The 15685-nt window shown below is 59.8% G+C and carries 8 protein-coding genes, 2 rRNA genes and 1 pseudogene; 7 read left to right on the top strand and 4 right to left on the bottom strand.

The genetic code is table 11. From position 1 onward, the window contains the following. Both AC1DRN_RS28595 and AC1DRN_RS28590 read left to right on the top strand, forming a co-directional pair. A pseudogene (locus AC1DRN_RS28595) lies at nt 1-4578 on the top strand (LapA family giant adhesin); the annotation flags it as partial. A gap of 146 nt (nt 4579-4724) precedes the next feature. Further along, nucleotides 4725-5063 carry a tryptophan synthase subunit beta gene (locus tag AC1DRN_RS28590; protein WP_223463874.1) on the top strand — a complete coding sequence of 113 codons (339 nt, stop codon included), beginning with the start codon at nt 4725-4727 and terminating at the stop codon, nt 5061-5063. An 83-nt stretch (nt 5064-5146) separates the two neighbouring features. Here AC1DRN_RS28590 and lapD read toward each other — a convergent pair whose 3' ends face one another. Both lapD and lapG read right to left on the bottom strand, forming a co-directional pair. After that, a complete protein-coding gene (gene lapD, locus AC1DRN_RS28585) occupies nt 5147-7093 on the bottom strand; it encodes a cyclic di-GMP receptor LapD (RefSeq protein ID WP_223463873.1) in 1947 nt (648 codons plus the stop codon). 14 nt (nt 7094-7107) lie between these two features. Further along, nucleotides 7108-7800 carry a cysteine protease LapG gene (gene lapG / locus AC1DRN_RS28580; protein ID WP_223463872.1) on the bottom strand — a complete coding sequence of 231 codons (693 nt, stop codon included), beginning with the start codon at nt 7798-7800 and terminating at the stop codon, nt 7108-7110. Nucleotides 7801-7996: 196 nt separating this feature from the next. On the opposite strand from lapG, the gene AC1DRN_RS28575 reads away from it, so the two are divergent. From AC1DRN_RS28575 to AC1DRN_RS28555, 5 genes are all read left to right on the top strand, one after another. After that, the gene (locus AC1DRN_RS28575; RefSeq protein WP_223463871.1) at nt 7997-8707 is read left to right on the top strand and encodes a GntR family transcriptional regulator; all 711 of its coding nucleotides are present in this window, start codon (nt 7997-7999) and stop codon (nt 8705-8707) included. A gap of 731 nt (nt 8708-9438) precedes the next feature. Beyond that, nucleotides 9439-10215: a DUF3050 domain-containing protein gene (locus tag AC1DRN_RS28570; RefSeq protein WP_477786871.1), complete on the top strand. Its 777-nt coding sequence runs from the start codon at nt 9439-9441 to the stop codon at nt 10213-10215. Then, the gene (locus AC1DRN_RS28565) at nt 10212-11141 is read left to right on the top strand and encodes a diiron oxygenase (protein WP_223463869.1); all 930 of its coding nucleotides are present in this window, start codon (nt 10212-10214) and stop codon (nt 11139-11141) included. The genes AC1DRN_RS28570 and AC1DRN_RS28565 overlap by 4 nt, the downstream gene beginning before the upstream one ends. Before the next feature lie 13 nt (nt 11142-11154). Next, nucleotides 11155-14565 (top strand): non-ribosomal peptide synthetase, encoded by a 3411-nt coding sequence (locus tag AC1DRN_RS28560; RefSeq protein WP_223463868.1) that lies wholly within the window; start codon nt 11155-11157, stop codon nt 14563-14565. Nucleotides 14566-14588: 23 nt separating this feature from the next. After that, nucleotides 14589-15056: an SRPBCC family protein gene (locus AC1DRN_RS28555; RefSeq protein WP_223463867.1), complete on the top strand. Its 468-nt coding sequence runs from the start codon at nt 14589-14591 to the stop codon at nt 15054-15056. Between the two features lie 105 nt (nt 15057-15161). On the opposite strand, the gene rrf is transcribed toward AC1DRN_RS28555, so the two are convergent. Then, nucleotides 15162-15277 (bottom strand): 5S ribosomal RNA (gene rrf / locus AC1DRN_RS28550). Nucleotides 15278-15434: 157 nt separating this feature from the next. Continuing rightward, nucleotides 15435-15685 (bottom strand): 23S ribosomal RNA (locus AC1DRN_RS28545); the annotation flags it as partial.

Genomic DNA, 15685 nt, shown 5'->3' with positions numbered 1-15685 from the left:
ACGCTGGACAGCGGCAAGGTCATCACCATCGCCGAAGGCCAGGGCGCCGGCTCCTTGCCAGTGAGCGTGGGCAACGACGTGTACCAAGGGCCGACCACGGTGACCGAATCCATCAAGGACGCGGTGGGTGGCAACCTCGAAGCGATCAGCCCGGTGAAAACGCCGGTGAGCACCACGGTCAATGACGTCAACGACACCACCACGGTAACCCTGAGCGCCACCCCGAGCGTGGATGAGAACGGCACCATCACCTACACCGCGACCCTGACCGACAAGAACGGCGCCCCGGTCACCGCGCAGAACGGTCCGGTCACCGTGACGCTAGACAGCGGCAAGGTCATCACCATTGCCGTCGGCCAGAGCGCCGGCACCTTGCCGGTGAGCGTGGGCAACGACGTCTACCAAGGGCCAACCACGGTCACCGAATCCATCAAGGAAGCGGCCGGTGGCAACCTCGAAGCGATCAACCCGATCAAGACCCCGGTCAGCACCACGGTTACCGATGTCAACGACGCCACCACCGTGAAGCTGACTGCAACTCCATCGGTAAGCGAGAACGGCACGATCACGTACACCGCGACCATCACCGACAAAAATGGCGCCCCGGTCACTGCACACGACACGCCGGTGACCGTGACTCTGGACAGCGGCAAGGTGATCACCATCGCCGTCGGCCAAAGTTCAGGCACTCTGCCGATTACCGTGGGCAACGACGTCTACACTGGCGCGCCAACCGTTACTGAATCAATCAAGACCGCCAGCGGCGGCAACCTGGAAGCCCTCGGCACGGACAAGACGCCAGTGTCGACCAGCGTCAGTGACTTCCAGGACACCACCACTGTCAGCATCAGCGGCAGCACCTCGGTGACCGAAGGCCAGACCGCCAGTTACACCGTCAGCCTGACTCACCCGGCCCAGACCGAAGTGACGCTGAAAGTCGTCTACAGCGGCACCGCCGCCGACGGTTCTGACTTCACCGGTGTGTACACCGTGAAGATCCCGGCGGGCGCCAGCAGTGCCAGCTTCAACGTCGCGACCATCGACGACAAAATCACCGAAGGCACCGAAAACTTCGTGGTCAAGATCGACTCGGCCACCGGCGGCAACTTCGAGAGCCTGGCGATCAGCGCGTCCAATGGCAGCGTCAGCACTTCGATCATCGACAACGATGCACCGCCAGTGCTGAACCTCGACGCCAACAACTCCAGCGGTGCCACCGGGGCCGATTACAAGGTGACGTTCACCGAGAACACCCCAGGTGCGGGCGTGTCGATCGGCGATACCGATCTGAGCATCACCGACCCGGACAGCACTCTGCTGACCGGCGCGACCATCGTGCTGACCAACCGTCAGGACGGCGATGCACTGAACCTGGGCAACAGCGTCAATGGCATCACCATCAATGCCAACAGCACCAATGGCTCAGTCACGCTGACGCTGTCGGGCAACGCGACGCTGGCCGACTACACGCAGCAGATCAAGAACATCACCTTCACCAACAACAGTGAAGACCCGAGCACCGTGCCGCGCACCATCACCGTGACGGTGACCGATGGCAGCAACTACTCCAACACCGCGACCACTACGGTCAACGTGGTGGCGGTCAATGACGCGCCGGTTGCAGCACCAGTCAACGTCACCGGCACCGAAGACACACCGCTGATCCTCGGCTGGTCGACCTTCGGCGTCAGCGACGTCGACAGTCCGGCCGTCAGCCTGGGCGTGAAAATCACCCAGCTGCCGGGCGAGGGCAAACTGCAGTACCTGGACGGTTCGACCTGGAAAGATGTCGCCACCAACCAGACCTTCAGCAAGGCTGATATCGACGCTGGCAAACTGCGCTTCACGCCGGATGCCAACGAGTCGGGTGTAGACGGGTATGGCGGTACCGGCCTGGGCAACAACCAGGCCGACTACACACAAATCAAGTTCCAGCCAACCGACGGCCAGACTCTGGGCAACACCGGCACGATCAAGATCGACATCACCCCGGTGGCGGATGCGCCGACCCTGAGCGTTGCCGACAACAGCGTGAAGTCCACCGGGTTGATCAAGGAAGTCTGGACCGGTCTTTCGGGCCTGGGCACCAGCGGCAACGGCGCGGACTCGACCACGCTGAAAAACGTGATCGACGCCGCTGGCACAGCAAATTCCAAAGGCACCGTGACCAACGTGCAGTCCGACGGTGGCGTGACCGCCGGTACGGCATCGAAAACCTCCGGCCTGATCTACCTCGAAGCCGGCAAGACCTACACCTTCAACGGTACCGGTGATGACAGCCTGTTGGTGACCATCGGCGGCAAAAACATAGCCGCGACCACATGGGGCGCGGGTGGCAACCTCAATGGYTCGTTCACCCCGACTACTAGCGGCTACTACACCCTGGACATCTACCACCACAACCAGAGTGGCCCGGGCAGCTATGACGTCAACCTGTCGGTCAATGGCAGCACGCCGATCGACCTGAGCAGTGCCGGTGTACCGATTTACACCGGCGTGTCGGATCTGGTGAATGCCGGTGTGACCGTGTCCGACTTGCACGGCACCAATGGCGAAGGCTACTACGACGGTTACAAGCTCAATACCGGCGCTGAAGGCACCAGTGTGAAATTGTCCGCCATCACCACCGCGCTGACCGACACCGACGGCTCGGAAGCCATGAGCCTGAAGATCAGCGGCATGCCGGTCGGCTCGGTGCTCACCGACGGCACGGGACATACCTTCACAGTCACCGCGACCAATGGCGAGGCCAACGTGACGGGCTGGAGCCTCGGCTCTCTGACCGTAACTCCGCCACCGTACTACAACGGCCTGTTCGACCTGACCGTGACCTCGACCTCCACCGAGGCCCTGGGTGGTTCGGCCAGCAGCACTTCGCAGATTCCCGTGATCGTGTCCCCGGCGGTCTATAACGCCGTCACCGCCACCGCGGCCAATGACACCGTCACTGGCACCGACGGCAACGACATCATGATCGCCGACATCGGCGGCCTGACCGTGGTGCCGGGCACCAACTACAACATCGCGTTCATGGTCGACAGTTCCGGCAGTATGAGTTCCTCGTCGATCAACTCGGCCAAGGACTCGCTGACGTCGGTGTTCAACACCCTCAAGCAAAGCCTGGGCAGTAACTCGGGTACGGTGAACATCTTCCTGGTGGACTTCGATGCCCAGGTCAACAAGTCGGTGTCGGTGAACCTCAATGACTCCAATGCACTGACTCAGTTGAAGGCGACTCTGGATTCGATGTCGTCCGGCGGCGGCACCAACTACGAGGACGTGTTCAAAACCACGGCCAACTGGTTCCAGAGTGCGGGCGCCGTGGCCAACACCGGGGCGAAGAACCTCACGTATTTCATTACTGACGGCAAGCCGACTTACTACCAGAGCGGCGAGTCGACCAACCCGACCCTGTATGGCAGCACAACACTCGATAGCCTGATCACTACCAGCAACTATCAGTTGGGTAAAGCGATCAGCCTGTTCCCCGACAGCACGCACCAGATCGACATTTCCGCCTCGGGCTACGTGACGGTCTGGACCAAGAACACCAATGGCAACAACGGGAACGGGAACGGGAACGGCAATAACTGGTCATCCAAGGACTTCGGCTATCTGCATGCCCAGGGCGACGGCACCTACGAGTTCTCGGGTCGTGACGGCGACGGCAGTAGCACCGACGGGGACACCATCAGCAACTCCACCAGCAGTTTCACATTGCTGAGCAACCTGTCGAACGTCGAGGCCATCGGCCTGAACAAGGACGTGACGCTCAACGACCTGAAGCCGTACGACTCGGATCAAACGCCACAAACCAACATCGACCCGCAGAATCTGGCCAACTCGATCATCGGCCACACCGAAGCGACGATGCCGGGTAACGACACCGTCAGCGGTGGCGATGGCAACGACCTCCTGTTCGGCGATCTGGTGAGCTTCAACGGCATTGCCGGCGAGGGTTACCAGGCGATGCAAGCCTTCGTGGCGCAGCAAACCGGCGTGGACGTCAGCAAAGTCACCACCAGCAACGTGCACCAGTACATCACCGAGCATTACACCGCGCTCGATGTGTCCGGCGCCCATGACGGCAGCGACACCCTGCTCGGCGGTGCGGGCAATGACATTCTGTTCGGCTCGGGCGGTAACGACACCCTCGACGGCGGCAAGGGCAATGACATCCTGCTCGGCGGCATCGGCAACGACACGCTGATGGGCGGACAGGGCAACGACATCCTGATCGGTGGTTCCGGTGGTGACACCTTCGTCTGGAAAGCGGGCGATACCGGTAACGACGTGATCAAGGACTTCAAGGCCAGCGAAGGCGACCGGATCGACCTGCGTGATCTGTTGCAGGGCGAAACCGGCAGCACCATCGACAACTTCCTGAAGATCACCACGGTCGACGGCGTGTCGTCGCTGCAAGTCAGCTCGACCGGCCAGTTCAACTCGGGCAATGCGGCCGCCGCCACGCCGGACGTGACGATCAAACTGGAAGGCAACAACTGGTCAAGCGCCAACCTGCACAACCTGATTGCCGGTAGCGACCCGACAATCAAGGTCGATCACAACAACAGCTGATGCATGAAAACGGCCGCTCCTTATGGGGCGGCCGTCACGTTTGCGCCCACTGCCCGGTGACGATTTCGTCACCGCGCCACATACTGGCGTGCAGTTGGCCTATGCTGCTGACAGCACGATGCTGGCTCAAATCCGAGGGATGCTCAATGTTTTACGTGCAACGCGATGCGCAGGGCCTGTTAGTTCGCGTGGAACCCGTCGCCTACGCCGAGGCCACGGAAACGCTACCGGCCGACCATCAAGAAATCCAGGCCTGGTTTGCCAATGCGGCTGTGGAAAACAGCCTCAAACAGCTCAAGCAAAGTGACCTGGAAATGATCCGGGTACTCGATGACTTGATTCAGGTGCTGACCCAGAAAGGCGTGATCCGCGTCACCGACCTGCCGATGGCGGCCCAGGCCAAACTGATGGACCGGACCCAGGCGCGTGAGGCGTTGGGTGGGTTGAGTCAGTTGATCGATGAGGATGAAGGCGGGTTGATCTGATCATTGATCTTCAGTGACTGTTCCAGCCGTCATCGCGGGTAATCCCGCGATGACGGCATCACTGACAACCCGGCACTAAAGAGTTAGTTCCAGGGCTTGGGCTCGCCGAACAACTGGCCCTGCACACCGTACAGCCCCATCTCGCGAATCACCGACAACTCGCCTTGCGTCTCGACCCGCTCGGCAATCAGCGGCAAATCAATGCTGTGCGCCGCTCGCTGGATCGCCTCAATGAACAGGCGCTTGTCACTCTCCAGATCAATCGACCGGATGTAGCTGCCATCGATCTTCAGGTACGCCAGCCCCAGCCGTGCCAGGTTGCCGATCATGCTGAAGCGTCCGCCAAAGCGTTGCAGGCTCAGGGAGAAGCCGAGTTCGCGCAGGCGCCGGGTCAACTGTTCCAGCACCGCCTGGTCAGGCAGTTGCTCTTCGCCGATCTCCAGGGTCAGGCGCGGGCCCAGGTTGGAGTGTGCACGCAGTATTTCGAAGATTTTGTTTTGCGCCTGCGGGTCGCCCAGGGTCGCCGACGACAGATTCAGCGCCAGCGACTCCTCATGCCCGCTCATTTGTTCCAGCACCCGCTCGAGCATCAGCCGATCCAGACGCGCAGTCCAGCCGAAGCGCTCCAGCCAAGGCAGAAAACGCCCGGCGGGGATGGTCTGGCCGTGTTCGTCGAGCAGTCGCGACAGTACTTTGTAGTGCAGCACCAGTTGCGTGTCCTGGGCGGCGACTACCGGTTGGAAATACAGCTCGAAACGTCGCTGTGTCAGCGCCTGGTCGAGCATCAGATGCCAGGCGTGGTGATCGTCGCCGACACTGGCCGAGAGGCTGTGCTCGATACAGGCCCAGTTCTGCTCGCCCTGGCCTTCGGCCTGCGCCAGCGCCTGATCGCCGAGGCTGAGCACGGCTTGCGGCGAGTCGCCGTAAGCAAAGGGCGCCAGGCCGATAGACGCCACAGCAGCCACATCGGTGGCGCCGGTAGCGTGCAAACTGGCCAAGGCACTGTCGAGGTTCTGTGCCAGTTGCAGCGCCTCTTCACGCACCAGTCCCGGCGCCAGCACGGCAAATTCGCCACCGCGGATACGGGTCACCAGGTTCTGGGTTTCCGGATATTTGGCGCACTCGCGAGACAGTTGCTCACCGACGGCCTTGAGCACTTCATCGGTGCGCTGGCCGCCGAGGCGCTGGTTGAGACCGGCCAGATCCTTGACCCGCAACAGCAGCAGGTAACCCGAACTGGCCTGCTCCGGGTTGCTCACCCGCGCATACAGTTGCATCTCGAAATAACGTCGGTTGGCCAACCCGGTCAATGAGTCCTGATAGGACTCGACCCGTAGTTTTTCACTGCGCTCGGCCTGCTCCTGGAACAGCGCCTTGAGCTTCTCGACCATCTGGTTCATGGCCTGCACGACCCGGCGAAGTTCGGGGGTGCGCGGCAGTTCCGGCAGGCTGAGGAATTCCCGCCGGGCGATGGCGTAGGATTGTTGGACCATGTAATCCAGCGGCCTCAATTGCTGACGCAGCAACAGCGCGCCGAGTACCGCACTGACCGCGCCACATAACAGCAACCAGCCCAGGCTGCCCAAAGCGCTTTGCCACAACTTGGCCAGCGCGAACATCGGGTGGCTGACCACCTCGACCCGGGCAGCCTGCTCCCAGCCGCGGCTGACGATCGCATCACCACCGGCGGGTTCCAGGCCGATCAGTTTGACGAACCAGTCCGGAACATTGTTCACCGCCGGGATACCCGTGCGCTCAACCAGGGTCTGGTCGGTCTTAAGATCGACCACGCGGATGCTCGCGTAGTAACCACTGTCGAAAATCGAGCTGACCAGCAACTCGACCATCGCCGGGTCGTCGATATTCGGTGTCAGGGAAAGTGCCAGCGCCGTCGCGGCGTCCTGGGCATGAGAGCGCAACTGGTTGACGTACTGAGTCCGCGAGCTCTCCAGACTGACCATGAAACTGCCGGTGAAGGCGACCACCAGGAACAGACAGATAGCAATCAACAGCTGTTTGAACAAAGACATCTGAGCGTGTGCTCCTAGTTAGTCGTCTCGACCGGGAATCCTTCGGCCTGCATTTTTTTCAGCACATCCTGCCAACGCGAAAGGCGTTTGGTATCGCCGACCTTTTTATTGCCCTTGGCGCCCGGCAGCCACAACCCTTCCGCATTGAAAGAGTAGACCGGCAGCAAATCCTTTCGCTGGCTGGCCGGCTTGATTGCATCAATCAGGCTGTCGAGCACCAGGGGCTCGGCTTCCGGACTCGAGTAGTAGGTCAACACCATGTGCGCGCGATTCTGGGTCAGTGCCTTGACATAGGTAATACGCAGCTTTTCACTGGCTACACCGAGGTGACGCAGGCTGAAGTACTTGGCAATAGCGTAGTCTTCACAGTCTCCGGCACCTTTCCAGAGGGCTTCGATCGGGGTTTCCCAGTAATCGACTTCGTGCCACAGGTCGATGTCTTCGACGTATCGCAGTTGTTTATTGAAGAAGCGGTTGACCACATTGAGTTGTTCCAGCTCGCCGAGCTGCTTCTGGCTGGCCAGCAAGTATTGCCAATCATCGATGCGCTGCTGACCTTCTCCCAAAGGTCCGTACAATGCCTGCGCCCGCCGGCTGATCAGGGAAAAATCCCAATCGGCGCTCAAGCTGCCCAGCATCACGCCAGCCAGCAGCAATGCGCTGCACAGCCAGCGTAAAATCCGCGGGATCGTTAAACTTGCCGCCAATGCGAGGCATCCTGGATAGGCAGGAGGGAGTCGTTTGAATGGTGAAGGTTAGACCGGAAAAAGACAATGGCACAGTGCAATCACTGGCCGCGCGCTAAACTGCAGGAAAGGCACTCGTGAGCTTGTTTGACAAGCTGTCAGTCAGTTACTAGTGTCATTTGGATCCAAAAATATTCCATCAATCAGGGTGCGTTTAGTGACACAAAAGCCCAACCCTCTCAGCAGTATCAAGGTCAACGGGCCAATTCCCGCACATCTGGCACGCTCGGTGATCGAAGAAACCCTGCGCGCGGCCATACTCGACGGGCGCATTCCTTGCGGTGCGGCCCTGCGCCAGCAAGACCTCGCCGACCTGTTTGGCGTCAGCCGCATGCCAGTACGCGAGGCCTTGCGCCAGCTCGAAGCGCAATCGTTGCTCAACGTGATTGCCCACAAGGGCGCCGTGGTCGCGCCACTGGTCCAGGGCGACGCCGTGGAAACCTACGCGCTGCGCATCCTGCTGGAATCCGAAGCCCTGCGTCTCTCGGTGCCACTGCTCCAGGACGGAGATCTCGAACAGGCTGCCCGTTACATCGACGAACTCGAAACGCAAAGCGACTACACCGAAATCGGACGGCTCAATCGCCTGTTCCACATGGCACTTTACAGCCGGGCGCCCAATCGCCGGCTGTTGAAACTGGTCGAAGACGGCCTGATCGAAGAAGAGCGGTTCCTGCGTTTCAACCTGGAAGCCATGGGCCTGGGCAAATTGTCCCAGGACGACCACCGGGCACTGTTGCGGGCCGCCGAAGACCGGGACGTCGAACGCTCGGTGGAACTGCTCGAACATCACCTGAGCCGAGGGGTCGAGGTCATTACGCGCTACCTCGACAGCCCTGAAGTACAGACCAAAAACACGTCGAAGTAACCTGCAGCGGCAAGTCCGGGGAGGCACACCGAAAGGTTCGCCTCGCTTGCCGCACATTCCTGCGAATGTGCACCGCGAATAATTTGATTACAAACCCCCTGCGCTCATACCACACCACCCTCGCGACGCCATACCGCAACTCAACGCCTTGCCACCTTCAAACCTGACCATCGCAACGATTGCGTGATGCCTCAGTAATGGCGGCCGCCTTGATTTGCGCCCACTCTGGGTAACCAAGACACAATAAAACGGGGGACTCGCCGAGCGAATGGCGTAAGCCCCCGCCCCAAGAAGCGAAGGAAGGAGCCTCATTACGGGAACGGAAGGATCGGCATCACTCGCGACCTGCTTCCACCCCCTCAGACACCCTCAACGACGCCCGATAAAAAGTTACTTCGAGTGAGGCATTCACTCTTTATTCAATTCTGACTTATATAGGCCGGAAGGAGTAACTACGCCCAAATAAAACCAATATAAAAAGTTTTATTGGAACTTATCACCCTTCAAAAAGTTAAATATTAAAATAATATCGAAACAACTTGATCGACACTTTATATGTGTATTAGTTTTTCTTCGCTGCCAGCCACAAGCGGCAGCGACGCCTTGTTTATTCGGCATCTACAGCACTGAAAAAGATCAATTCGATTGAGGTACCCGCTCGCCGGGAGAAAACTTCAAGCGAACTTCGGTGCTTGATTACTTCTCACCTCAACTCACTTACAGGCTCATCCATGAAACCAACTAAAGAACGTCTTACTCAAAAAAAAACCGAACTTAGCGAACATCCGATTTTCTCTGAAATACATTCGCTTGCGGTCCTGCGACGCTTCATGGAAACCCACGTGTTTGCCGTATGGGACTTCATGTCGCTGACCAAGCGCCTGCAACAGGAGCTGACTTGCGTGCAACTGCCCTGGTTGCCGCCACAGGATCCCCAGGCAGCGCGGTTGATCAACGAGATCGTGCTGGGTGAGGAGTCGGATGACCGCCCGGCCCAAGGTCATTACAGCCACTTCGAGTTGTACCTGGATGCAATRCGCGAAGTCGGCGCCTGCACCGTTGCCATCGAACGCTTCGTGACCCTGCAGCAAGAAGGCGTGAGCTACGACGTGGCCTTGCAGAGCGTCAACGTCGATCCGGCGGCCGCAAATTTCGTTCGCCATACGCTACACACCGCACTGCATGCGCCGGGTCACAGTGTGGCGGMGGCGTTTCTGCACGGCCGCGAGAGCGTTATCCCGCGGATGTTCCAGCGCATCCTCGACGATTGGGGCATCGGCATCGAGCAGGCGCCGACCTTCCGTTACTACCTCGAGCGACACATTGAAGTCGACTCCGAGGACCACGGCCCGGCAGCGGAAAAGCTCCTGTCGCGGCTGGTCGATAGCGACCCGCAACGGCAGGAAGACGTGTACGCCAGCGCCATCGCTGCCGTGGAAAGCCGTATCGCCCTGTGGGACGGGTTGCGCCTGAGCATGAACGAATCCGTCACGGAGGTGAGCGCATGAACGCCGCCGACTACCAATCCTTCGCCGACGCCTGGGAAAGTCGCGCGACCATCCGCACACGCCCGCGCCGTGTGCTGGAGAACGACGACAAACTGATCTACCCCTTGAGCCGCCAACCCTTGGTGCTGAGCGAAACCTTTCTGCGCGAATGCCCGGAACAGCGCGACTTCGCCCTGGTACAGACGCTCTACAAGTTCATCAACGATGTGGTGATTTTCGAAACCGAGATCGTCGACAAAACCGCCCGCAGCATCGCCAAGAATCGCTTCGCGTTCGAGTTCCCGTTCGCCTGCCGCTACGACGCCATGACGGTTGTGGTGGACGAGGATTACCACGCACTGGTGGCGATGGATTTCATGCAACAAACCATCGCGTTGACCGGTATCACCCCCATTGAGTTGCCGGATGAGATCGAGCTGAGCCGGGCGATACCGGCGGCCGTGGCGCTGGCACCGGAGCACCTGCGCAGCGCTGTAGAACTCATTTGCGTGGCCATCGCCGAAAACACGGTGACCGGTGATGTCGCCGCGTTCGCCAAGGACGACACGGTCAAACAATCGATCAAGGGCCTGATGGCCGATCACCTGCTGGACGAGGGGCGCCACTCCGGTTTTTGGGCGCGGCTGGTACGCATCTACTGGCATACCGCAAGTGCAGGCGACCGCCAGTGCATCGCGCAGATCCTGCCGGTGTTCATTGGYCATTACCTGACCAACGACATCCAGAAATCCTTCGACTTCCGCTTGATCGACGCACTGCAGATCAACGATGTGGCGCGGCGCGCACTCAAGAACGAAATGTCGGCACTGGCCTTTCCGATCAATCGCCATCACCCCCTGGTGGCCAACATTGTGCGGTTTTTCCACAGCAGTTCGCTGCTCGATGCGCCGTGCGTACAGACCGCCCTCAGCGACTATCTGGTTTGACGAGGAGCCCATCATGAGACGTCTCGACATTTTGCTCACCGGACAAAGCCAGGCCCTGACCAACCTGGCGCTGGAACTCGAACAACACGGTCACTCACTGACGCGGATCTGCGCGCTCGACGATATGCCTGGACAGGCTGACCTGCTGATCGACGATGGCACACTGTTTCAGTACATCGGGGATGCGCCACGACTGACAATTCAATTGGGTCTCGGCCGGCAGCAGGCGTCCGGCCTGCCATCGCTGGACGTGTTGTGCTGCCACGGCTCAACGCTGCTGACCCGTGTACCCATTGCCGATGAACCGTCGGGTAATGGCCAGGCGTTGCGTATGCAGGCCATGACAGCTCTGGTTGACCACGTGGCGTTGCTGGTCAGCCGCTACTCGCGGGATGTCGACTATTTTCGACACGCCGAACCCGCCGTACCTGCCCGCTTCGAGCGCATCGAGATCCTGCGGTTCCTGGACAGCCTCGCGTTCGTGCATCGCCTCAATGGCAGCGTCGACCCACGGCTGCAGCAACTCGCGCAAACGTCGATGATCGAAAGGCTGGAACAACAATTCATCCAGAGCGCCGACCATCCGGCCTTGAGCATCGCTGGCAACACCCTCGACTATCGCCAATTGCACGCCCACAGCCGCGCCATCCAGCAACGGTTGCAACCGCTGCTGGATCAGCATCAAGGCCCGGTAGTCATCGGGATCTGCCTGCCCAAATGCAATGCGCTGTATGCGGGAATCCTGGCGATCCTGGGCAGCGGCGCGGTGTACTTGCCGCTGGAGCCGAGCCATCCGTTGCAACGTCAGCAGTACATTCTGTCGAATGCTGGCGCGGTATTGTTGCTGCATGACGGCGAGCATCCCCTGGCGAGCCAGATGCCGGGGCTGGATATCAGCCACATCGACGTCCATGACGCAGACCTCACTCAACCGTTGATGCGCCAACGCCCCGACCTCGATGCACCCTGCATGGCGCTCTACACCTCGGGCACCACCGGCCATCCGAAGGGTGTTCTGCTCAGCCAGGCCAACCTCGCGCACTTCATACACTGGTACGCCGACTATGTGCAGCTGACCGGCCAGAGCCGGGTGTTGCAGTTTTCTTCGTTGAGTTTCGACTCATCGCTGATCGACATCTTCCCGACCCTGTTGCAAGGCGCCGAGCTGATCGTGCCCGGTGATGACCAACGCCGCGATCCGCTGCAACTTGTGGAACTGATTCGTCATCGACAACTGACCCACGCCTTTTTACCGCCGGCCTTGTTGAGCATCCTGCCTCTGGAGCAGTTGCAGTGCCTGGATCATGTGATGACCGGCGGCGATGTCTGCGAGCCGTGGGTCATCGAGCAACTGGGCCGTCAGGGCAAGCTCTACAACCTCTACGGGCCCACCGAAGCCACGGTGCTGATTACCGCGCGCAAACTCCAGGCAGGCGACAACAACCGCTCGCTGGGCGCCCCAATCGCCAACAGCCAGGTGTTGATTCTCGATGATGACTTTCAACCGGTGGCCGAACAGACCGTCGGTGAGTTGTACATCGCCGGCCCGGGGGTGTGCCTGGGTTACCTGAACAACCCGCAGCAAACCGCCGAGCGCTATCTGGACCTGAACTTGCCTGACGGCCGGACCCTGCGCGTCTATCGCACCGGGGACATGGCGAAGTGGACGGCTGAAGGGATCGAACTCTGCGGTCGGCGTGATAATCAGGTGAAGATTCGCGGCTTCAGGGTCGAGCCGGAAGAGATTGAGCGCTGCCTGCGCGACAGCCAGTTGTACCGCCAGGTTGCCGTGGTCATCGATAGCCAGCGACGGATTCTGGCCTTCCTTGCCCAACCCCGGGAAGACCTCCCCGGCACCGCTCGCCAAGCGTTGAAAGCCCACGCGACACAGCACCTGCCGGACTACATGAACCCCGTTGCATGGACCGAGCTGACAAGCATGCCGTACGCCAGCAATGGCAAGGTCGACCGCAAGGCGTTGCTGGATCTGCCCGTGAGCGTCACCGATAACCCTTCACGGCGCCTGCCCGTCAACGCCGATGAAGCCCTGCTGCTGGAAATCTGGGCCGAGTTGCTGGAGCTGCCGGCGAGCGACATTTCCACCGACGAAAGCTTCTTCAATCTGGGCGGGCACTCGATCCTGCTATCGCGCATGCTCCTGCGACTGCGCGAGGAATTCGGGCGCAGCATCTCGATCAACCGCTTTATCGAACTGCCCACCATCACCAAACTGGCGACGCTGGTGCGCGGCTCCGGCAGTGAAGAGGTACTGAGCGAACAGGCCCTGCGCGATGCCTTCCGTGAACTGGATATTCAGCCGTTGCCCATCAGCCGCATGGGCGATGTGCACAAGGTGATCATCACCGGCGCCAACAGTTTTGTCGGTGTACATCTCGTCGAGGCGTTGCTGGCCTGGGGGGCCAGCGAAGTCGCCTGCCTGGTTCGCGACGGCAATGGGCAATCGGCGGATGAACGCTTTGCCCAGGCGCTGCGGGAGAACCGTCTGGAGCATCTGGATATGAGCCGGGTGAGGGTTTACGCGGCGGACATCACGCGACCGCAACTCGGTTTGGCGCCCGAGGCATACCAGCGACTGGATCGAGAGTTTGGCGCACTGGTGCACAACGCGGCCAACGTCAATCACGTCCTCGATTACGAGTCGCTGGCGCGGGACAACGTCGAGCCGATTTTCGAATGTTTGCGCCTGTGCGAAGGGCGCAGCAAAAAAATCTTCAACTTCGTCTCGACGCTCTCGGCCTCCAGCACGATGTCCGCCGACGGCCGAGTGCTCGAGTTGCCGGCCGCAGCGACGCCACCGATCTACATCAAGAACGGCTACAACCTGTCCAAATGGGTCGGCGAGCGCATCCTCGAACGGGCGCGGGAGCTTGGGGTGCGGGTCAATCTCTACCGCCCCGGCAACATCAGCTTCAACAGCCTCACAGGCGTATGCCAGCCGCACAAGAATCGCCTGATGCTAATGCTCAAGGGCTCGATCCAGCTTGGCCAGGTGCCGGAATTTGCCTTGAACTTCGACCTGATGCCGGTGGACTTTCTCGCCCGATTCATCGCCTTCCACGCCAGTCGTTATCAACCGGAACAAGCGGTGTTCAACCTGCACAACCCCGAGCCCTTGAGCTGGGACAACTACGTGGCGTCCTTCCGCGAGGCGGGGCGCGATTTCGCGATGGTCAGCGTCGCCGACTGGCAGCAGCAACTGGGTCGGGTCGACAGCGACAACGCGTTGTTCGGCGTACTGGGGTTCTACCTCAACGGCTTCGAGGAGGACATCGGCGATATCTCGATGATCGGTCACGACAACGCCCAGGCCGGTGTTCGGCTAATGGGCGCGCACTACCCGAAAAAGTCCCCGGCGCTGCTGCGTCGCGGCTGCGACTACCTCAAAGAAATCAACTTCATCTGACTCAACCCCAACGGAGCAAAACCATGAGTACTCTGCAACCCGATACCCTGATCAAAAACCCTCAAGGCTGCCACGTGGCGTCCTCGGTGGACGTTCCCGCCGACGCTGCGCAGGTATGGGCCGTAGTCGGTAACTTTGCCGGCTTCGATCGTTTCATTCCGGCGCTGTCGCACATCGAGATGACCGGTGATGGGGTGTCATCGCTACGTAAAAAGTTTTTCAGGGACGGCAATCTGGTGGTCGAGCAACTCAACTCCCGGGACGACCAGGCAAGGCACATGACCTGGACCACCATTTACAACACCCTGGGTGTGGCCAATCTGTGGGCAGCGATGAGCGTTGAACCACTGGGTGCGGGCAAGTCCCGAGCCACCTGGACCATCATCGCCGAACCGGCGCATGGAGGCACCGAAGCGCTGCCGGGCTTCAAGGATTTCGTGCAGGGCTTTGCCGATGATGCAATGAACAATGTGCTGAAACTGTTTGCCTAAAATGTGGAAAAACACGTTGTGGAGAGGCTCCGCAATGGGCTTTTCAGTACACCTGAAACGACAAAACCCCTGTCTGCGTTAGCAGACAGGGGTTTCGGAATTCAATCTTGACGATGACCTACTCTCACATGGGGAAACCCCACACTACCATCGGCGATGCATCGTTTCACTGCTGAGTTCGGGATGGGATCAGGTGGTTCCAATGCTCTATGGTCGTCAAGAAATTCGGGTACCGAGTCGTGGCCGGCTGGCCGCGCTTCAGCAAATTGGGTATGTGACAGCTTTCGGTGTTTTGTGAGCGTCGAACTTTCGGTTCATTGCGTCTTCACACACCGCAATCTGATGCTCTTTCGAGTAGTCAAATTGCTTGGGTGTTATATGGTCAAGCCTCACGGGCAATTAGTATTGGTTAGCTCAACGCCTCACAGCGCTTACACACCCAACCTATCAACGTCGTAGTCTTCGACGGCCCTTCAGGGGACTCAAGGTCCCAGTGAGATCTCATCTTGAGGCAAGTTTCCCGCTTAGATGCTTTCAGCGGTTATCTTTTCCGAACATAGCTACCCGGCAATGCCACTGGCGTGACAACCGGAACACCAGAGGTTCGTCCACTCCGGTCCTCTCGTACT

It is taken from the genome of Pseudomonas sp. P5_B3, from assembly GCF_056400405.1.
This window is presented reverse-complemented; position numbering and strand designations above follow the sequence as displayed.